We start from the raw sequence: 21045 nt of genomic DNA, 5'->3' as shown, positions 1-21045 counted from the left end.
CCGGGGGTTATCACGGACCGCGCGCCATGCAAACTTTGAAAATAGGAACACGCGGCAGCCCGCTGGCGCTCGCCCAGGCGCATGAGACGCAGGCGCGGCTGATGGAAGCGCACGGCATGCCGGCGGAAGCCTTCGAGGTCGTCGTCATTTCGACCAGCGGCGACCGCATCCAGGACCGGCCGCTGTCGGAAGCCGGCGGCAAGGGCCTGTTCACCAAGGAAATCGAAGAGGCGCTGCTGGCCGGCACGATCGATATCGCCGTGCATTCCTCCAAGGATATGCCGACAGTGCTGCCGGACGGGCTGGAGCTGTCCGCCTTCCTGCCGCGCGAGGATGCGCGGGACGCCTTCATCGGAAAGGCGGTGAAGCGCATTGTTGATTTGCCGCAAGGCGCCAAGGTCGGGTCGTCTTCGCTCAGGCGCCAGGCGCTGATCCGGCGCATGCGGCCGGACCTAGACGTGGTCATGTTCCGCGGCAATGTGCAGACCAGGCTGCGCAAGCTGGAGGAAGGCGTCGCCGAAGGCACGATCCTCGCTTATGCCGGGCTGAAGCGGCTCGCGCTCGGCCATGTCGTCACCGATCTGATGCCGCTCGATGCTTTTCCGCCTGCGCCGGGACAAGGCGCAATCGGCATCGAAGCCCGCATCGGCGACAGCGAGGTCGAAAAGATGCTGGTGGCCATCCATGATGTGCCGACAGGCCAGGCGCTGGCCTGTGAGCGCGCCTTCCTGGCGGCGCTCGATGGCTCCTGCCGCACGCCGATCGCCGGCTATGCGACGATATCGGGCGGCAGGCTGGTTTTCGCCGGGCTGATCATTTCGCCCGATGGCACGCAATCGCATGAGGTCAAGGCCGAAGGCTTGGCGCTGGATGCCGCTGACATCGGCACGGACGCGGCCAGGATGGTGCGGGTCAAAGCGGGCGAAACCTTCTTCGACGGCTGGGTCTGATATGCGTGTCCTGGTGACGCGGCCGCAACCCGGGGCGTCGCGAACCATGCGGCGGCTGCAGGAATTGGGATTTGAGCCGCTCCTTCTGCCGCTGACCGAAACGGTGACACTGCCGGTTGGCGCCGATGCTGCGAGCGACAATGCCGTGGCCGTCGCTGTGACCAGCGCCAATGCCGTGCGGCATGCGCCGAAAGAACTCATTCGTGCGCTCGCCGCCTTGCCTTGCCATGCCGTCGGACGCAGGACGGCTGAAGCGGCACGTTCGGCAGGGTTCTTGTCGGTCAGCGAAGGGGCGGGCGACGCCGAGCGGCTGGCCGAGGCGATTGCTGCCGGCCTTTCCGGCAAGGCGGTCGTCTATCTCACAGGGCGCGTGCGGTTTCCGGCCTTCGAGGCGCGGCTGCGAAAGGTCGGCGTCGAGGTCCGCACCGTCGAAACCTACGACACGATTTCGCTCGATTATTCCGATGATGAAATCCGTGCACGCCTGTCCGATCAGGCGGTCGACGCGGTGCTGCTCTATTCAGCCAAGGCGGCGGCAGCGTTGCAGGCCTTGACCAACCGGGCGGGGCTGCGCGATCTCTTTGAAAACATGCAGGCTTTTGCGCTCTCCGAGCGCGTGGCAGCGGCATTTGACAATGCCGCCGGCAAAAAAATACGCATGGCGCGGGAACCGCAGGAGGAGGCGCTGCTTGAGCTGTTGCACCGCGGCGACTGAGCCCCGTGTCATCACGCCGCCCCTTTTCACCTGATGATGATGTGCTAGACCATTTTTCAAACCATCACGCGCCGTCGGGCGCCCAGACGAAGCAGGATTGCGGAGCCCAGGCATGGTCAAGACGCCGAAGATGCGACATTCGAAAAGCCGCCGCGAGCCGGTGACCATCGAACTCGAACCCGGCGCTGTCTCGCGCATTGCCGATGCGGATGCCGCCAAGACGGATGTCGCCAACTCGGATGACGTCGGGGGCCCGGCAGAATCGGTTGCGGCCGAGGATGCGGCTGCCATGGCCAATGCGCAGCCGGAGACGCCTGACGAGCCCGTTCATGCCGATCAAGCCGATCTCGAGCCGTGGGAGCACTCCGACGCCGCGGCGCAGGCCGCTCCCGAAAGCGCCGATGCCAAGGCGTCCACCCAGGCGGAGCAGCCTTATCCCACCGCTTCGGATGCGCCACCGCGCGCCAGAACCTCCGACTACAATTTCGAGGATGCCTCGCGCAAGCCGGGTGCACCCAAGGAAACCCCAAGAACAGCCGGGAACCAGCCCATGGCCGCGCAACCGAAGCGCACGAGCGGCATTGCCGCCGGCATCATCGGCGGTGTCATCGCGCTGGCTGCCGCCGGCGGGCTGCAGTTTGCCGGCATGCTTGGCGCTCCGGGCTCAGGGGCGGGCACGGTCTCGCTCGACGGCGTCAATGGCGAGATCGCTTCGCTGAAGCGCGAAATCGCCGACCTCAGGGAAGCCAGCGGCAATAGCGCCGCAACCGCCAAGGTCGACGGGCTGTCTTCGGCGCTGGATCAGGTCAAGGCCGATGTCGCATCGCTGAAATCGGCGGTCGAAAAGGGCGGCGCCGGCGACAATGCCGGGCTTGCAGCGCTTGGCGACAAGGTCAAGCAGATCGAGACGGCGGTTGCCGCCCTTGGCCAGGCCGGTGGTGCAGCGCCCGTCGATCTCGCGCCGCTCAATGAAAGACTGGCGGGCCTCGACGCACTGGTGAAATCGGCCGGTGAGGCAGCCAAGACGCAGGAAGGCAAGATCGCCGCGCTGGAGCAGTCGGTGACGCAGCTCGCCGGCAAGGTCGATGCGCAGGCCTCGCAGCCAAAGATCGCGATGGCCATCGCCGCTTCGGCCTTGAAGGCGGCGCTTGACCGCGGCGCGCCGTTCGCCGCCGAGTTGGAGACCTTCGCAGCGATCTCGCCCGATGCACCGCAGATTGCGGCGCTGCGTCCCTACGCTGAAAAGGGCGTCCCGACCCGCACCGAGATCGCCGGCGAGGCCGATGCCGCGGCCAATGCGATGGTCGCGGCGGCGACGCCGGTCGATGAAAATGCCGGCTTCTTCCAGAACCTTTTGTCGAGCGCCGAATCGCTGGTCAAGGTTCGGCCGATCGGCGCCGTCGAAGGCGCCGGCGCGCCGGAAACCGTGGCGCGCATCGAAGTGGCGGTCAATCAGGGCGACTACGCCAAGGCGCTCAGCGAATACGCAACGCTGCCGGATCCAGTCAAGGCTGCCGGCGCCGACTTTGCCGGCAAACTGAAGGCGCGCATCGACGTCGAGACGCAGGTCGACGCGCTGATTGCAGGTGCGATGAAGGCATGAGGACGACACGATGATCCGCATTCTCATCTTTCTCGCCGCCGTTTTCGCGCTCGGTCTCGGCTTTGCCTGGCTGGCCGATCGTCCCGGCGAGATGGTTGTCACCTTCAACGGTTATCAATACCAGGTCAGCCTGATGGTGGCGGCGGTGGCGATCGTTGCCGTCGTCGCAGCGGTGATGATCGTCTGGTGGCTGATCAAGTCGCTGTGGAACAGCCCGTACACGATCTCGCGCTATTTCCGCGTCCGCCGCCGCGACCGCGGCTACCAGGCGCTGTCGACCGGCATGATCGCAGCCGGCGCCGGCGATGGCGCGCTGGCCCGCAAGAAGTCCAAGGAAGCCGCCAAACTGATCCGCTCCGACCAGGAGCCGCTGATCCAGCTGCTCGAAGCGCAAGCCTCGCTGCTCGAAGGCGACCATGAGGGCGCGCGCGAAAAATTCGAGGCCATGCTCGACGACCCCGAAATGCGGCTGCTCGGCCTGCGCGGGCTCTATCTCGAAGCCGAGCGGCTCGGCGACCGCAACGCGGCGCGTCACTATGCCGGGCGCGCCGCTTCCGTCGCGCCGCAACTGGCTTGGGCCGCCGAATCGACGCTGGAAGATCTGACCGGGCGCGGCGACTGGGACGGCGCGCTGAAGCTGGTGGAGGCGCAGAAGTCGACCAGGCAGATCGAACGCGACGCCGCCAATCGCCGCCGCGCTGTGCTGTTGACCGCCAAGGCGCAGGCGCTGACCGACAGCGACCCCAATGCAGCCAAGGCAGCCGCTCTCGAGGCCAACAAGCTCGCGCCCGATTTCGCGCCGGCCGCGGTTGCAGCCGCCAATCTTCTGTTCAAACAGAACGATGTGCGCAAAGGCTCGAAGATCCTTGAGGCAGCCTGGAAGGCTGAGCCGCATCCCGAGATCGCCGAGCTCTACACCCATGCAAGGCCGGGAGATGCCGTGGTCGATCGTCTCAACCGGGCGAAGAAGCTGCAGGAGCTGAAGCGCAACAATGCCGAATCGTCGATGACGGTGGCGCGCGCCGCGCTCTATGCGCAGGATTTTTCCACCGCCCGCCGCGAGGCGGAAGCCGCGATCCGCATGGATCGCCGGGAAGGCGCTTACCTGCTGCTGGCCGATATCGAGGAGGCAGAGACCGGCGACCAGGGCAAGATCAGGCAATTGCTGTCCAAGGCGGTCAGGGCGCCGCGCGATCCGGCCTGGGTCGCCGACGGCGTCGTCTCCGAACGCTGGGCGCCGGTATCGCCGGTCAGCGGCAAGCTCGACGCTTTCGCCTGGCGCGCACCGATGGAGCGGCTGGGCCAGCTCATCGACAGCCATGAAGAAGCGTCCGAAGCCGATGTGCCGGTGCTTGCGGCACCCGCCAAGCCGACAAAGGAAGCCGAAGTGATCGATCATCCCGCCGTTGCCAAGACGATCAGCGAGGCGCCGACCGAGCCGAAGCCCGCTGTGGGCGATGACCAGGTCACGCCGGTCACCGCCGCCGCTTTCGCCGCAATACCAAACGACGCCGAACCCGTCGAACCTGCCGAGGAACTGGCGCGGCTGCCCGACGACCCCGGCGTCGACCCCGATGACGAAGCGGAGAAGTCACCGCGCCGCTTCCGCCTGTTTTGATCCCTGAAGCATGATCCCAAAAAGTGGATACCGGTTTTTGGAAAAGATCATGCTCCAATAATGTGAAGTGAGCACCATGTTCGAACGCGTCCTGGCCTTTCTGAAAGACCTGCCCTCCGGGGCTGGGGCTCGCGCCAATGCGGACGATCCGCGCGTTGCGGCGTCGGCTTTGCTCTATCATGTGATGAATGCCGACGGCGTGCGCCAGGATGTCGAGTGGGAGCGGTTCAAGCAGGTGCTGGCGCAGAGCTATTCGATCAGCGGCGACGAACTCGATGCGTTGGCTGCCGCCGGCGAGCGCGCCGACAATGAGGCGATCGACCTCTATGCCTTCACCAGCGTCTTGAAGCGCCATCTCGACGCCGAGGCGCGCAAGGCTTTCATCGGCCTGATGTGGGAAATCGTCTATGCCGACGGCGAACTGCATGAACTGGAGGACAACACCGTCTGGCGCGTTGCCGAACTGATCGGCGTCGAGCGCCAGGATCGCGTCGAGGCGCGCCGCAAGGCGGCGGCCGCCGCGCCCGACGCCAGCGGAACGTCGAGCGACGAATAGGATTCCGCCTTTCCATGCCGCCAAGACCGAGCTCGAAACCAAAAATCCTGATCGTGCTGCATCAGGAGACTTCGAGCCCCGGCCGGGTTGGCCACATGCTGCTCGAGGAAGGTTTCGACCTCGACATCCGCCGGCCGCCTCTCGGCGACAGCCTGCCGGAGACGCTGGAGGGACACGCCGGCGCCGTGGTGTTCGGCGGGCCGATGAGCGCCAATGACGAAGATGAGTTCGTCCGCCGCGAGACCAACTGGCTCAATGTTCCGCTAAAGGAGAACCGGCCCTTCCTCGGCATCTGCCTTGGCGCGCAGATGCTGGCCAATCATCTCGGCGGCAAGGTCGAGGGGCATGGCGAGGGGCTGGTCGAGATCGGCTGGTATCCGCTGAAGCCGACCGAAGCCGGCAAGAAGCTGCTGCCTTGGCCCGACATGGTCTACCAGTTTCACCGCGAAGGCTTTTCGCTGCCCAGGGATGCGACGCTGCTGGCGACGGCGGAAACCTACCCCAACCAGGCTTTTCGCTATGGCGACAATGCCTGGGGCATCCAGTTCCATGGCGAACTGACCCGGTTGATGATGCAGCGCTGGGTGGTGCGCGGCGCGCACCGTTTCGAATTGCCCGGCGCGCAGCCCGGCCGCGACCATCTCGGCGGCCGGCTGATCTGGGATATGCACCTCAAGCGCTGGCTGAGCGAATTTTTGAGCCTGATCTTCGGCAAGCCTACTGAGGGATAGAGCAAAATCCAACTACTCTGAACGGCCGAGCTTGCCCAAAGACGACTTACCTCTGGGAGGCGTGTACGATGGATCCGGGACCTTAGCCCGTTCCCGCAGATTTGGATTGCGCCCCAAACACTCCGATGGATCGAAAAACTCCGTGGCGCATTTAAGCTTCGGCTAATAACGGCCCCAGGAGAGAACCAATGAAGAAGACGCTGCTCATTTTGAGCCTACTCATTCCGCTCGCGGCATGCTCCCGCACCGAACAAGGCGCTGCCGTCGGTGGTTTGGGTGGCGCAGCTGTAGGCGCAGCAGTGGCCGGCGACCCGGTAAAAGGGGCGGTTGTTGGCGGGGCGGTCGGAGCGCTGGCCGGGGCGGTCATCGGGCACGCCAGCGAAGCCGGCCAGTGCAGATATCGCGGTCGGAACGGTCGAGTTTACGTTGCTCAGTGCCCGGACGGCTACTGATCTCAAAGGCGCGTGATCTCTTTCGATCACGCGCCTGCTCGGGGTAGGATAACTGAATGGCATATAACAGCAAAAGACTGCTGGCTTTCTGGTTAGCCGTTGTCAGCGCTGTCGCGATAAACGCCGAACTTTCGACCGCGGCCTTGGCCGCACCTGTAGAAGCGAAGACGATTGCCGATCACTTCTCATCGGTAAAGTCCATGTCCGGGGACTTTGTCCAGTCGGGCCCAAGAGCGGAAAGGACCAAAGGGAAATTTTTCCTCCAGCGGCCGGGCAAGATCCGGTTCAACTATGCAGGCCAATCAGGGGTCAGCGTAATTGCAGATGGAAAATCCTTGGTGGTCTATAACAAGAAGCTCAAGACATCGCGGCTTTATGCTCTCTCGAAGACGCCGCTCAAGCTGCTCCTCGACAATCAGGTCAACTTTTCCGGCAATCGCCTCAAAAGTATCAGGGACGATGGCGCCCAGGTGATCATCAGGCTGGCCGACAAGTCGGCCTTCGGCAATTCGAATATCACTATGGTGTTTGACAGGGAATCGCTCGATCTACGCAGATGGACCCTGACTGACGAGAGGGGCCTTACCTCGACAGTCACCATATCCAACGTGAAGCAGGGCGTTCGCGCTCCTGCGGGCACCTTCACTATCGACTATGCCGCAAACCGTGAATTCAACACCAAAACGAAATAGTCGGCAGCGCCACGAACTGCCCGTGTAACACTACTCGGCGGCCGTCTCGGACGGCACCTCTGCCGGTGCCGAAGGCTCGGCCTCGGCATGCGGATTGCGCCGTGAAAACAGCGACCTGAGCGTGACGTAGAACACCGGCGTCAGGAACAGGCCGACGAAGGTGACGCCGAGCATGCCGGAGAACACCGCGGTGCCGAGCGACTGGCGCATTTCGGCGCCCGGGCCCGTCGCGATCATCAGCGGCACGACGCCGAGGATGAACGAGAAGGCGGTCATCAGGATCGGCCGCAGCCTGAGCCGGCAGGCTTCGACGGCAGCCTCGGCCGCCGACAGGCCGCGTTCCTGCGCCTGCCGCGCGAATTCGACGATGAGGATCGCGTTCTTGGCGGCAAGTCCGATCAGCACGATGAGGCCGATCTGCACGAGGATGTTGTTGTCCAGCCCTCGGAACGACACGCCGAGCAACGCTGCGAGCACGCCGAGCGGCACCACCAGCACGATGGCGAACGGCAGCACCCAGCTTTCATATTGCGCCGCCAGCGCCAGGAACACGAACAGCACCGACAGTCCGAAGATATAGACAGCGGCATTGCCGGTGTTGCGCTCCTGATAGGCGAGTTCGGTCCATTCGTAGGAGGTACCGGCCGGCAACGTCTGTGCCGTGATTGCTTCCATCTTGGCAAGCGCATCGCCGGTGGAAACACCGGGCGCGGCGTTGCCCTGCAGCGGCACGGAGACGTACATGTTGTAGCGCTGGACCAGCGCCGGGCCGGTGACGTCGCGGATCTCGATCAACGTGCCCAGCGGAACCAGCGCGCCGGTCGCCGAGCGCACCTTCAGTTTCAAGATGTCGGCGCGATCGAGGCGGAACGCCTGGTCGGCCTGCGCGCGCACCTGGTAGACGCGCCCGAAAGCGTTGAAGTCGTTGACGTAGGCGGTGCCCAGATTGATCGACAGCGTCTCGAAGATGTTGGGGATCGGCACGTTCAGGATGCGCGCCTTGTCGCGATCGATCGCCAGGAAGAATTGCGGGCTGGACGCGGAGAAGGTGGTGAACACGCCGGTCAGCCCCGCCGTCTTGTTGGCCTTGCCGGCAATTTCATAGGCAAGCGCCAGGATCTGCCGCATGTCGGCGCTGTTGCGCTCCTGGATCTGCAGCTTGAAGCCGCCGGCATTGCCGACGCCGCGGATCGGCGGCGGCGGCAGTGCGATAATGAAGGCTTCCTTGATGCTTTGCAGGCTGCCGAACAGATTGCCGATGACCTGGGTCGCCGATTGGCCGGCTTCCAGTCGCTCGTCAAACGGCTTGAACCTGGCGAAGATCACGCCTGCGTTGCTGGCATTGGTAAAGGTGGCACCGGAGAAGCCGGCGAAGGCGACCGCGTAGTCGACGCCCGGCGTTTTCTGGATGATCTGCGACGCCTGCTGGATGACGGCATCGGTCCGCGATAGCGAGGCGCCGTCCGGCAACTGGACGACGACGATCGCATAGCCCTGGTCGAGCGACGGAATGAAACCGCGCGGCACCGTCTGAACCATATAGACTGTGGCGTAGATGAGGGCCGCGAAAACGGCCAGCGTGGCGGCGATCGCTATCCGCGAGCCGACCAACACGCGCACGATGCTCGAATACCAATGGGCGACCTTGTCGAAGCCGCGATTGAAGCCGTCGGCGAGCGCCCGTCCGAACCGCGCCAGGAAAAAGCGCGGCGGCGCGGCAGCAGTGTGGTGCGGCTTGAACAGCAGCGCGGCCAAGGCCGGCGAGAGCGTCAGCGAATTGAATGCCGAGATCGCCGTCGACACCGCGATGGTGATCGCAAACTGCAGGTAGAACTGCCCGGAAATGCCGGGAATGAAGGCTGTCGGCACGAACACCGCTATCAGCACCAGCGAGATCGCGATGACCGCCGTTCCGACTTCGTCCATGGTCAGATGCGACGCCGGATTGGGCGCCAGCCCGCTGGCGATATTTCGCTCGACGTTCTCGACCACGACGATCGCATCGTCGACGACGATGCCGATGGCCAGCACGAGGCCGAACAGCGTCAGCATGTTGAGGGAGAAGCCGGCGGCGTAAAGCACCGCCAGCGTGCCGATCAGCGACACGGGGATCGCCACGATCGGCACGATCGCCATGCGCCACGATTGCAGGAAGACGATGATGACGATGATGACCAGAACCATCGCCTCGAGGATCGTCTTGTAGACCTCCTGGATCGACTCGGCGACGAACTCGGTCGGATTGTAGACGATGTCGTAGCTCAATCCCTTCGGGAAGTCCTGGGAAAGCTCCTTCATCTTGTCCTGGATCTCCGCGGCTGCGGCGAGCGCATTGGTGCCTGGCCGCTGGAAGATGGCGAGCGCCACCGCCGGTTTGCCGTTGAGATAGGAGTTGGTGACGTAATCCTTGGCGCCGAGCTCGATGCGCGCCACGTCCTGCAGCTGGATCAGGCGGCCGTCTTCGGCCGATTTGACGATCACGTATCGGAAGTCCCGTGCGTCGTTGAAGCGGCCTTGCGTGGTGACCGTGTACTGGAACGCCGTGCCGGTATTGGTCGGCGGCGCGCCGATGGAGCCGCCCGACACCTGGACGTTCTGGTCGCGCAGCGCCTGCACCACATCGCCCGAGGTCATCCCCAGGGCGGACAGTTTTTCCGGATCGAGCCAGATGCGCAGCGAATATTCGCGTTCGCCAAAGATGATGAGGTCGCCAACGCCGTCCAACCTGAGCAATATGTCGCGCACCCGCGAGCGGGCGTAGTTCGAGACGTAGAGCTGGTCGTAGGTATTGTCGGGCGACAGCATGTGCACGACCATCATCAGGTCGGGCGAGCTCTTGATGGTGGTGATGCCGAGGCGGCGGACTTCTTCGGGCAGGCGCGGCTCGGCGACCGAGACGCGGTTCTGTACCAGCACCTGCGCCTGGTCGAGATCGGTGCCTAGCTTGAAGGTGATGGTCAGCGCCATCGCTCCGTCGCCGGACGAATAGGACGACATGTAAAGCATGCCCTCGACGCCGTTGATCTCCTGCTCGATCGGCGTTGCCACCGTCGCTGCGACCGTCTCGGCGTCGGCGCCCGGGTACTGGGCGCGAACGACGATGGTCGGCGGCGCGATCTCGGGATATTGCGCGATCGGCAGCTGGGTATAAGCAATCCCGCCGAGGATCAGGAGGACGATCGAAACCACCGATGCGAAGATCGGACGGTCGACGAAGAAATGGGCGAACCTCATTGCTGCAACCCGGCGGTCTCGACCTTGGGCGGCAACGTCACCATCTCGACTTTCACCTTGGTGCCGGGCCTGGCGTGCATCAGCCCGTTGACGATGATCGTCTCGTCGCCGGTCAGGCCCGCGCGGATCACCCGGTAGCCGTCGAGAAGCGGGCCGGTGCGCACGGGCTTCGCCGACACCATCCCGGCCTCATCCACCAGGTACACGATGCGGCGATCCTGATCGGCGCCGACCGCCTCGTCGGGCACCAGGACGCCGCTATGCGGCAGCGACCCCGGCACGTTGATGCGCCCGAACATGCCTGGCTGGAGAACGCCGTCGGCGTTGGCAAACCTTGCACGCACCCGCATGGTGCCGGTCGCGTTGTCGATCCGGTTCTCGGCAAAATCGAGCTTGCCCTTGAATACCGCCTCCGCGCGGTCGGCGACGCGAACCACCACCTCGAGCCCGCCGGCGCCTTCCTGCATGCTGCCGCCGCGCTCCTTCGCGTCGCGGGCGTAGCTGAAATACAGGCGCTCATCGACGTCGAAATAGAAGTCGATCGGATCGCGCGTGACGATGGTCGTCAGCAAGGTGGAATCCGGCTGCACGAGGTTGCCGACCGACACCAGCCGGCGGTCGATGCGGCCGGACAAGGGCGCCTTGATCTCGGTGAACTCCAGGTTCAGGTTGGCCGTCGTCAGCGCAGCCGTCGCGCCTTGCATCTGCGCCTGCGCCGAAAGGTATTCCCGCCGGCGGTCGTCGACCGTCGCGGCCGAGATATTGCCGGTCTTGGCGAGTTCATCGGCGCGATCCAGCTGCATCTTGGAGAATTCGAGCAGGGACTTGGCGACGTCTACTTGCGACTTGGCGGCATCGTAGGCCGCCTGGTACGGACGCTGGTCGATGGTGAAGAGCAGGTCGCCCTTGTTGACCAGTGCGCCGTCCTGGAAGCTGATCTTGTCCAGATAGCCGCTGACGCGCGAACGGATGGCGACCTCGTCGACGGCTTCGAAGCGCCCGACGAACTCGTCGTCTTCGACGATTTCACGCACCACCGGCTTGGCCGCCGTCACCACCGGCAGTTGCTGGTCCTGCGCAAACGCGTTGCTGCTGAAAGCCATGCCGAGCAGGAATGCCACTGGGACGGCGGAGCGGGCCAGCCAGCCGACCGATCGGCTGGGTCGCCCGCTTGCGTCGCGATGCGATTGCCGATTCCCTGAAGTGTCCATTTGCGTCCCCGCTAGCTGGACCCGGAGGTCGGGTGGTTCTCTTCTATATTTAAGGTTTCTCGTCGAGACCAGAGCACTGCAGTATTGTGCATGGCAACATGATCATTTTCCATACGGACTGAAATGTCCACCCTGTGGCTGCCCCGCCATCTGGCTAGTTCGCCCAGAACCGGCCCATCCGCTTCCGGCCCATCTCAGCCGTCATCGGCGCAAGCTGATTTGGACCGAACGCCGGATCCTGCGGCTTACTCGATCAGTTGCGGCTGTTGAGATGCCGCACCCTTCGCAGTTGCGGAAACAGCACCGCCCACAGTCCGGCGACGGCAATCGCACCGACGCCGCCGATCACCACCGCCGGCACGGTGCCGATCAGCGCCGCCATGGTGCCGGCGCGGAACTCGCCGACTTCGTTGGAGGCGCCGACGAAGACCTGGTTGACGGCGTTGACGCGGCCGCGAACCTCGTCGGGTGTCCACAGCTGGATCAGCGTCTCCCGGATATAGACGCTGAACATATCGGTGGCGCCGAGGCCGGCAAGGGCCAGGATCGACAGCCAGGTGATGGTCGAGACGCCGAACAGCACGGTGAAGGCGCCGAACCCGGCGACGAAGCCGAGCATGATCTTGCCGGCATTGTCGCGCAGCGGATGCCCGGCAAGCCAGACCGCGACACAGATGGCGCCGATGCCGGGCGCCGAGCGCAGCAGGCCGAGGCCCCACGGGCCGAGTTCCAGAATATCGCGGGCATAGACCGGCAGCAGCGCCGAGGCACCGGACAGAAGCACGGCGAAGAGGTCGAGCGAGATGGCGCCCAGGACGATCTTCTCGCTCCAGATGTATCGGAAGCCGGCAAACAGCGTCTCCATCGTCGGCTTGTCGGTGGCGCTCTGCTGGGCCGGTTTCGGAATGGTGAACATCAGCAGACCGGCCACCAGCATCAGCACGGAGGCAACGGCGTAAGCGGCTTCGGCCGAGACGCCATAGAGCAGGCCGCCGGCGACCGGGCCGACAATGGTCGCCGTTTGCCAGGCGGACGAGTTCCAGGCGATCGCATTGCCGAAATCTTCCGGCGGAACAAGGTTGGCGAACAGCGACGACGAGGCCGGCCCATAAAAAGCGCGCGCCAGGCCGAACATAGCCAGCACGATGAAGATCGGCAGCGGGCTGACGAGACCGCGCAGCGTGAAGTACAACAGGACAAGCGCACAACCTGCCTCGACTACCGTCGCCAGCGCCATGATCAGGCGGCGGCCGAAACGGTCGGCGACAACGCCGGTGACCAGCACCAGCAGCAGCGACGGCAGGAACTGGACGATGCCGACAACGCCGAGATCGAAGGGATCGCGCGTCAGATCATAGATCTGCCAGCCGACGGCGACGGACACGATCATGGTGGCGAAGGTGGTCAGGAAACGCGCCGCCCAATAGCTCAGGAAGGAGCGATGGCGGAAGGCGGCGTAACGCCGGTCAGGCGGTGTATGGGAATGGGATGTCATGGATACAGGCCCCGTTGCTTGCATTGGCCGGCGGGGCACTTCCCGGAAATGGGCGCTGTTCCGGCCAATGAAACTTATCAAAGTTCGGGGCGCGTATGCGTGAAAATCGGGCCCGGATCAAGCGGTTTTCAAGCCGCTCGCCCGATTGCACGCGGACGTTACTGCCTCAGCGCGGCGGAAATGGCGTCGAGGCCGCCCTGTAATTCCGCCTCTTTCGGCCAGCCGAAACCGACGCGGAAGAAGCGCTTGGGCATATCAAACCAGTGGCCGGGACCGACATAGGTGCCGTGGCTTTCCAGCAGATTGACGTAGAAACGGTCGAGGTCGAAGTCTGGACTGACAACGAGCCTTGGAAATCCAACGACGCCGCCTTGTGGCCGCACCCAGTCGACCAGCGGCTCGCGGTCGATCCAGGCTTGCACGATGTCGCGGCGTTTCGCCATCTCGGGCAGCAGCGCGGCCAAGAAAGCGTCGCGGCGCTCCAGCATGCCGCGCGCAATTCCTTCGTCGATCACGCTGCCGCAAATGCCGATCTGCTCCTTGGCGGCGAGGAAGCGCTCCTGCAGTTCAGCATCGCTGGTGATCAGCCAGCCAATGCGGATGCCGGGAATGCCGAAGGCTTTCGACAGCGACGAGACACTGATCGCCTTGGGGCTGAGAGAAGCCGCCGCCGGCAGGCGCTGTCCATAGGAGAGGTCGCGATAGGTCTCGTCGACCAGCAGATGGCAGCCGCTCGCTTCGGCCAGCGCAATCAGCGCGTCGAGATCGGCCCGGCCCATCATCGTGCCGGTCGGGTTGTGCGGGCAGGTCACGCTGATCAGCTTGGTGTTCGGTTGCATGCTGGCGGCGACGCGGCCGAAATCGATGGCAAAGCCTGCGTCGAAATCGAGATCGACATAGGAGATGGCGCAGCCGATCGCCTTGGGGGTCTCGATGTTGGTGGCGTAGTTCGGCCGGACGACGACAAGGTGGTCGCGCTCCGACAGAAGCGAGGTCGAAATGATGAAGAGCGCGCCCGCCGCACCGGCGGTCACCAGAACATCGTCAGGCGAAATGCCGGAATCCTGCGCCGCGATCAGCGCCCGCAACTCCTTGTCGCCGCGATGCTCGCCGTAGAACAGCGTGAGATCCGGCAGCGACAGGCCGACGTCGGAGAGTTTCTGATCGGCGATCGAGCTTTCGGAGAGATTGAACCGAATGCGATCGTAGCCGTATTCCTCCGGCGCCTCTTTCTCGATCACCATTCTGGCGTAGTTCATGGCTGCTCCCCCCAAAGTCCTGACACTCGGAGGTACAAGCCATAAAAGCACGAAGCCTGCCAAGGCTCATTCGCCGGCAGGCTTCTGTTCCAGTCGTCCAAACGATTGGCTCAGGGCCGAGGCGCTGATCCCACTCAGGCCGGAACTTTGGCCTTCCGACCCTTGGCTTTGGCCGGCGCGGCCACTGCGGCCTTGCGGCCGAGGCCGATCGACTTGGCCAGCTCGGAGCGCGACGCCGCGTAGTTGGGGGCAACCATCGGATAGTCGGCCGGCAGGCCCCATTTGGTACGATAGGCTTCCGGCGTCAGGTTGAAATGGACGCCGAGATGGCGCTTCAGCGATTTGAATTTTTTGCCGTCCTCGAGGCAGATGATGTAGTCCGGCGTCACCGACCGCTTGGGATTGACGGCCGGGATCTGCGGCGCCGCCACTGGGGCCGGCGGCTGGCTGAGCCCGCCGATCGACGCCGCAACGCTGGCGATGAGATCGCTCAGGCCGGCAACGGGCAAGCGGTTCTTCTCGACATAAGCGGACACGATATGGGCGGTAAGCTCGAGCAGGTCGATGTCCTTGTCAGAGTCGTTGCTGTCGTCGGCCAATTTATCTCTCCGTCGCTAGGGGGGTGGCGGAAACTCCCAGAGTGGTCCCAGCGGAGCCGGAAATCCGCTCTAGTCATTTGTCTTGCCGCATATGTGCGGTTGCGCCAGATGATTCCATCCGGTGCCACCGATCTAATCGCCAAATCTGCGTAACGCAATGACTTCGTATCGCGCCACACGTCATTTTGAACAACTATACTGAATTTTAATACTATCAGACGATGAGCGCCTTGTCGCGCCATAGTCGAAAACCGCCCTCGAAAGCGCGCGTATTGTCGCCGCGCCTGGATGTGGCGGGCAATTCATCCAGTCTGTCGACATTGCCGCCGCCGATGACGACATAATCCGGCTGCAGCGCCGCACGCAGCCGCCCGACGACGTCGAAAACGTATTTGCGCCATTTCTTCTTGCCGTATTTCTCCAGGCCGCGCTCGCCGACATAATCTTCGAAACTGCCGCCCTTGCGGTACGGCAGATGCGCCAGTTCCATCGGCTGGCCGACATTGTTGAGGATCATCGCCGCGCCCAGGCCGGTGCCGAGGCCGAGGAATAGCATGCGCCCGCCATCGTAGCTGCCGATCGCCTGCAGCAGCGCGTCGTTGACGATCTTGACCGGGTTGCCGAAGGCGGCGGCAAAATCGTAGCCGTCCCAGCCCTTGCCGAGATTGGCGGGATCGAGCGAAGGCCTGTTGTGCCTGACCGGGCCGGGATAGCCCATCGAGATCACGTCATAGGCCAGCCCTTCGGCCAGCGTCTTCACCGTGGCGACCATCTGCTGCGGTGTCAGGTCCGGTCCGGAATCGGCTCGGCGCATCTCGCCGCCTGCGCTGGTGAGGATTTTCACATGCGAGCCGCCGACATCGATCGTCAGCACGATCGGTTCGGCCTTGGCCTTCGCGGGCCTGGCTGCCTTGGCCATGTCGTTTCCTCCGCTCACTTGGCGCATTCCCCCGTTTCAGGGAACGGGGGAACGCTCCAACTCTTTGTTTTTACGCAATTCCGGACGGAAAAACCGCTCGCACCTTCCTGAATTGCTCAACTCGGATTGATCCAGCCGTTGGGCGGCCCGAAGCTGGCCATGGCGTCGGCCGGCCCCCAGGTCTTCGGCTCATACATATGCGGCGGCGTGGTGTCGCCGAGCACCGGGCCGACAATGCGCCAGGCAAGCTCGCTGGCATCCTGGCGGGTGAACAATTGGCCATTGCCGTTCATGGCATCGCCGATCAGCCGCTCATAGGGCGGCATGTCGCCCTTCGAATCGTCGAGCGCGGTGAGCTCGACCTGCTCGCCGACCATATCGTCGCCGGGCGCCTTGCGTTGCGCGCCGATCGAGATCGCCACCTGCGGGTCGATGCGGAAGCGCACGTAATTTGCGTCGCTGGGCTTGATCGGATCGAAGACGTCGAGCGGCGGCCGCTTCAGCCGCACGATCACTTCGGTCACATGCACCGGCATGTTCTTGCCGGTGCGGATGAAGAACGGCACGTCCTGCCAGCGCCAGGTGTCGACCATGAAGCGCACGGCAGCAAAGGTTTCGACCGGCGAGTTCGGCTTCACGCCGGGTTCAGCGAGGTAGCCGGTGAACTGGCCGCGCACGACGTCGTCCTTGGTCAGCGTGCGGATGGCGCGCAGCACCTGCACCTTCTCGTCGATCAGATCGTCGGCCGAGCGGCCGACCGGCGGTTCCATGGCGAGCAGCAAAAGGATGTTGAGCAGATGGTTCTCGATCACATCGCGGATAGCGCCGACATCGTCATAGAATTTGCCACGGCCTTCGACGCCGAAGTCCTCGGCCATGGTGATCTGTACGCTTTCGACGAAGTTGCGGTTCCAGATCGGCTCGAGAAAGGAATTGGCAAAGCGGAAATAGAGCAGGTTCTGGATCGCCTCCTTGCCGAGATAGTGGTCGATGCGGAAGATCGACTGCTCTTCGAACACCAGATGCAGCACGCGGTTCAGCCAGCGCGCCGATTGGAGATCGTGGCCGAACGGCTTTTCCACCATCAGCCGCGCGCCATGCGCGGTACCGGATTGCTCCAGCCCCTGGACAACGGTCTCGAACATGGTCGGCGGCACCGCCATATAGTGCAGCGGCCGCTGCGCCGAGCCGAGCGCCGTCTTCAGCTTCTCGAAGGTCGCGCCGTCGCGGTAGTCGCCGCTGACATAGCGCAGCAGACTGGCGAATTTGGCGAAGATCTTTTCGTCGATCTTGCCGAGAGCGTTGACGATGCCGTCGCGGGCCCGCGCCTGCAATTGGTTGATGTCCCAGGCATCGAAGGCGACGCCGATCACCGGCTCGGTCAGCGTCCCCTTGGCTACCATCTGGTAGAGGGCCGGAAATATCTTCTTGTGGGCAAGGTCGCCGGTTGCTCCGAAGAGCACCAGCGTGTCGGACCGTTCCGGGCTCATCTTGCGCGTCTCCCCTGCGGCCTTCACTTGCCGGCCTTCGGCTTTTCGACATGGCCGCCAAAGGCATAGCGCATGGCCGACAGCAGCTTGTCGGCGAATTCGGATTCGCCCTGCGAGGAGAAGCGGTCGAACAAAGCCGAGGACAGAACCGGCGCCGGCACGCCGGTGTCGATCGCCGCCTTCAGCGTCCAGCGGCCTTCACCGGAATCGGAGACGCGGCCGCCGAACTGGGCCAATGCCGGGTCGCTCTTCAGAGCGCCGGCGGTGAGGTCGAGCAGCCAGGAGCCGATCACACTGCCATGGCGCCAGACCTCGGCCACCTGCGGCAGGTCGATGTCGAACTGATAGTATTGCGGGTTTTCCAAAGGGCTGGTCTCGGCGTCGGCAGTGCGCTGTCTTTTGCCGGCATTGGCCGATTTCAGGATGTTCATGCCTTCGGCGTAGGCGGCCATGACGCCATATTCGATGCCGTTGTGGATCATCTTGACGAAATGGCCGGCGCCGCTCGGTCCGCAATGCAGGTAGCCAAAGGGTGCGGTCCCGCCCGCCTTGTCGGGCGTGGCGCCGGCATCGGCGCCGGGCGCCAGCGTGGCGAAGATCGGATCGAGGTGTTTGACCGCCGTATCGGGGCCGCCGATCATCAGGCAGTAGCCGCGCTCCAAGCCCCAAACGCCGCCGCTGGTGCCGACATCGACATAGTGCAGGCCCTTGGCCGCAAGCTCGGCCGCCTGGTCGACAGCGTCGTGATAATAGGAATTGCCGCCGTCGATAATGATGTCGCCGGGCTCCATCAATGCTGCCACCTGGTCGGCGATCTTGCCGGTGATCGCCGCCGGCAGCATCAGCCAGGCGCTGCGCGGCTTGGAAAGCTTGCCGACGAACTCCTCCATCGATGCGGCGCCGATGGCGCCATCGGCAACCAGGGCGGCAACGCTTGCCGGGTTGATGTCGTAGACGACGCATTGATGGCCGTCGCGCATCAGGCGGCGCACCATGTTGGCGCCCATCCTGCCCAGTCCCATCATTCCGATCTGCATGGTGTTGTCCTAGTCGCTTGAGGAAAGAAATTGCTGGCGAGTTAGTTCTCAATGCCGACGGTGAAGTCGACATTCTCCCAACGGTCGCCGTCGGGCCAGAAAAAAGTGAAGACGATCGTATTACCTCGCGGAATATCGGTCACCGGCAGATCCGCCATATGGACGCCAAAGACATTCACGGACGTGTTGATTTCATGGCTGGTCTGCCACTGGTCGCCGCTCCAGCGGATCAGTGCCGGCTGCAGCAGTTCAACCCGCAGCGTCTTGCCGGCTTCCATGGTGCGCAGCCTGTTGTTGAAGCGCCATATCCTCAGCGGCGAGCCGGTCTTGTCCCTGACATAGCGCTTGACGCCTTGCGGCGGCATGTCGAAGACGGCGCCGTCGCGGAGCGAGCGCAACAGCTTGATGTGTTCCGAATGCGCCCAGACCAGCGGCATGGCGCTGCCCGACGGCTTGCCCAGCCACAATTCGCGCTCCGGTATGTCGGCGCCGTCCCAGACCTGTTCCGGCAGCAGACCGCCCACCCCAGCCGAAGCCTCGAATGTGTCGAGCAGGCTTGCCGCCTTGTCCTTGCGGCCGGCGGCCAGCTCGTAGTGGGCGCGTTCGCCGGCCAGCAACGGCCAGGGTCGGCCCTGGCCGTTGCCGTCGAAGGGGGCGCCGTCGGCGTGTTCGCCATAACCGTCGCTGGTGTAGCGGTACCATAGAGGCCCTTGCGGCAGGTCGCAGCGCAGTTGCGCGTCGATGATCTTGACCGTGCCGACGATGCGCGGATCGTCCGCGGCCCTGAGGCCGAAGCGGACCAGCGCCAGCGCGTCCGGGCTGACAATCGCTTCGGCCGGCTTGTCGGTATCGCCCGGCGGACGGTTCTTGATCGGTACGAAGCCGTCCTTCGGCGATGCGGCGCCTGAAGCGTCGGCCGGCGCGATGCGGATGTAGTACCCGTCGACGCCAGCCTCGTGGCACTCCGGTGTGCCGCTGACATAGGTCCAGCGCTCGATCTGGTCGTTCCAGCAATCTGCGACCTCGCGCAAATAGTTAGCCGGCTCGGGTTTGCCGTTGACGTCGAACAGATCGGCGGCGCCAAGCAGTGCCGATATTTCGACGGCGAGCGTGAATGGGCTGTAGCCCGCGTCCTCTTCCCAGCGGTCCTGCCCGGTGACGGGGCCATTGCGCACGACATAGGACGCTGCTTTCTCGACCATCGGCATGAAGGCGGCGAGCTTTGCGCGCGGCAGGTGGCCGGCGCGGTGGAGCGCATCGGCAAGCAGCAGCGGGAAGGCGCATTCGTCCATCTGGATGCCCGGCCAATAGAGCGAGCCGTCGAGCCACACATTTTGTGGCCAGTGGCCGTCCGGCTGCTGGATGGAACGGAGATAGGCGAGGATCTCAAGCGCCTGCGCCGGATCGCCGGCGGCGAGGAAGCCGCCCGCAATTTCGACGAGGTCGCGCGGCCAGACCAGATGATATCCGCCAAGGTCGTCGTCGCCCTTGCTGAACCCCCAGGGGATCGACAGGCTGGCGACGGCCGCACCGGGCCTCGCCAGCGACAGGTGTGTCGCCAGCACCGCTGTGCTGACGCGGTAGGTGTTGAGGCCGGATGCATCATGGTGGTCGAGCGCCGTCAGGCCTGCCTGCCATTTCCGCCATTTCGCGACATAGACCTTTGCCGCCGGCTCAAACCCGCGTTTCAGGCTGGCGGCGGCGTTTTCGGCCGCTTCATCCGGCGTTGCCCCAAACCCAAGCGCAAGCAAGGCTTTGCTGTTGCGTAAGGAAAAGCCGATCTCGCCGGTCAGCGCGACATTGCCGTCCTCCGCCCTTTGGCAGGCCGGATTGAGCCGGCCGGCGCGGCTGAGTTGCTGCCAGCCGTCGGAAAAGCCTGCATAGCCGGCCGAGCAATCACCCCAGGGCAGCGAGGATGCAAGCGCCAGGCAGGTGCCGCGCCCGGACGCGAACAGCATCGGCCTCCCCTTGTGCTCGTCGGTCCAGGCGGTGTTGCCCATGCCGGCATTGACCAGATGCGGCGCCAGCAGGGCGTAGACGCGGTAGTCCGTGGCCACGCCCTCGAGTGCCGTGAAGCTGGTTTCCTGCAGCAAGGCCGGGCGCGCCGGATCCGCCAGGATGCGCTTTTCGATCTGGTAACGCGCCGTCGCGTTGATCAGCCGGTAGGCGGGCACGCCGTCCTCGAACGGCTCGATGGCATGTGTGGCGTCACGCTTCTCCTCGGAAAACCAGCCGCCGGGACCGGTGACCAGCAGTCCCATGTCGCGCGTGCAGGCGCTGTCGAGGCCGGGATAGTAGACTTCATTGACGATGCCATGGCTGAGCGTGAACCAGACGCGGCTCGCCGTCGAAAGCGCGGCACCTACGCCGCTCTTGGCGCTTGACGTCCAGCGCGCCGGAATTCCGGGCGCGCCCATTCTTTTGGGTGCACTGGGGGGAAGGGTCGGCGGCGTCGCTGCCATGCATGGTCTCCTGGGCCCTTCC

At 64.2% G+C, this 21045-nt stretch carries 17 protein-coding genes; 8 read left to right on the top strand and 9 right to left on the bottom strand.

Features of this window, described 5'->3' with window-relative positions; translation table 11 throughout:
- Positions 1-26 precede the first annotated feature (26 nt).
- From hemC to NKI10_RS18685, 8 genes are all read left to right on the top strand, one after another.
- Positions 27-950 carry a hydroxymethylbilane synthase gene (gene hemC, locus NKI10_RS18720; protein ID WP_352861381.1) on the top strand — a complete coding sequence of 308 codons (924 nt, stop codon included), beginning with the start codon at positions 27-29 and terminating at the stop codon, positions 948-950.
- A gap of 1 nt (position 951) precedes the next feature.
- Positions 952-1665 carry a uroporphyrinogen-III synthase gene (locus NKI10_RS18715; protein ID WP_352861379.1) on the top strand — a complete coding sequence of 238 codons (714 nt, stop codon included), beginning with the start codon at positions 952-954 and terminating at the stop codon, positions 1663-1665.
- A 112-nt stretch (positions 1666-1777) separates the two neighbouring features.
- Positions 1778-3268, top strand: a complete 1491-nt coding sequence (locus NKI10_RS18710; RefSeq protein ID WP_352861377.1) for a COG4223 family protein — start codon at positions 1778-1780, stop codon at positions 3266-3268.
- A 10-nt stretch (positions 3269-3278) separates the two neighbouring features.
- The gene (locus NKI10_RS18705) at positions 3279-4886 is read left to right on the top strand and encodes a heme biosynthesis protein HemY (protein WP_352861375.1); all 1608 of its coding nucleotides are present in this window, start codon (positions 3279-3281) and stop codon (positions 4884-4886) included.
- 76 nt (positions 4887-4962) lie between these two features.
- Complete coding sequence (locus NKI10_RS18700) at positions 4963-5442, top strand: tellurite resistance TerB family protein (RefSeq protein WP_023687738.1); 480 nt, start codon at positions 4963-4965, stop codon at positions 5440-5442.
- A gap of 14 nt (positions 5443-5456) precedes the next feature.
- The gene (locus NKI10_RS18695) at positions 5457-6173 is read left to right on the top strand and encodes a glutamine amidotransferase (RefSeq protein WP_023834670.1); all 717 of its coding nucleotides are present in this window, start codon (positions 5457-5459) and stop codon (positions 6171-6173) included.
- 188 nt (positions 6174-6361) lie between these two features.
- Positions 6362-6625: a YMGG-like glycine zipper-containing protein gene (locus NKI10_RS18690; protein ID WP_023670477.1), complete on the top strand. Its 264-nt coding sequence runs from the start codon at positions 6362-6364 to the stop codon at positions 6623-6625.
- A gap of 56 nt (positions 6626-6681) precedes the next feature.
- Positions 6682-7317, top strand: coding sequence for a LolA family protein (locus NKI10_RS18685; RefSeq protein ID WP_023698393.1), 636 nt, complete (start codon positions 6682-6684; stop codon positions 7315-7317).
- 30 nt (positions 7318-7347) lie between these two features.
- On the opposite strand, the gene NKI10_RS18680 is transcribed toward NKI10_RS18685, so the two are convergent.
- The 9 genes from NKI10_RS18680 to NKI10_RS18640 form a co-directional block, all read right to left on the bottom strand.
- Positions 7348-10551 carry an efflux RND transporter permease subunit gene (locus NKI10_RS18680; RefSeq protein WP_023815310.1) on the bottom strand — a complete coding sequence of 1068 codons (3204 nt, stop codon included), beginning with the start codon at positions 10549-10551 and terminating at the stop codon, positions 7348-7350.
- On the bottom strand, positions 10548-11654 hold the full coding sequence (locus tag NKI10_RS18675; protein ID WP_023687741.1) for an efflux RND transporter periplasmic adaptor subunit: 1107 nt from the start codon (positions 11652-11654) through the stop codon (positions 10548-10550). Before NKI10_RS18675 ends, NKI10_RS18680 begins: the two co-directional genes overlap by 4 nt.
- A gap of 361 nt (positions 11655-12015) precedes the next feature.
- Positions 12016-13257 (bottom strand): MFS transporter, encoded by a 1242-nt coding sequence (locus NKI10_RS18670; protein ID WP_352861372.1) that lies wholly within the window; start codon positions 13255-13257, stop codon positions 12016-12018.
- A gap of 158 nt (positions 13258-13415) precedes the next feature.
- Complete coding sequence (locus NKI10_RS18665) at positions 13416-14516, bottom strand: aminotransferase class I/II-fold pyridoxal phosphate-dependent enzyme (RefSeq protein ID WP_352861370.1); 1101 nt, start codon at positions 14514-14516, stop codon at positions 13416-13418.
- A gap of 134 nt (positions 14517-14650) precedes the next feature.
- On the bottom strand, positions 14651-15115 hold the full coding sequence (locus NKI10_RS18660; RefSeq protein WP_023687743.1) for a Ros/MucR family transcriptional regulator: 465 nt from the start codon (positions 15113-15115) through the stop codon (positions 14651-14653).
- 214 nt (positions 15116-15329) lie between these two features.
- On the bottom strand, positions 15330-16034 hold the full coding sequence (locus NKI10_RS18655; protein WP_352861368.1) for an ROK family protein: 705 nt from the start codon (positions 16032-16034) through the stop codon (positions 15330-15332).
- 116 nt (positions 16035-16150) lie between these two features.
- A complete protein-coding gene (gene zwf, locus NKI10_RS18650) occupies positions 16151-17524 on the bottom strand; it encodes a glucose-6-phosphate dehydrogenase (RefSeq protein WP_023687745.1) in 1374 nt (457 codons plus the stop codon).
- A 23-nt stretch (positions 17525-17547) separates the two neighbouring features.
- On the bottom strand, positions 17548-18561 hold the full coding sequence (gnd, locus tag NKI10_RS18645; protein WP_023683928.1) for a phosphogluconate dehydrogenase (NAD(+)-dependent, decarboxylating): 1014 nt from the start codon (positions 18559-18561) through the stop codon (positions 17548-17550).
- 41 nt (positions 18562-18602) lie between these two features.
- Entirely contained in the window at positions 18603-21023 is a 2421-nt protein-coding gene (locus tag NKI10_RS18640; protein WP_352861365.1) for a glucan 1,4-alpha-glucosidase, read from the bottom strand.
- Positions 21024-21045: the final 22 nt, after the last annotated feature.

The organism is Mesorhizobium sp. M0802, from assembly GCF_040320115.1.
Taxonomy (GTDB): Bacteria; Pseudomonadota; Alphaproteobacteria; order Rhizobiales; family Rhizobiaceae; genus Mesorhizobium.
Note: the sequence above shows the minus strand (reverse complement) of the source record. Positions and strands in the feature narration are given on the sequence as shown.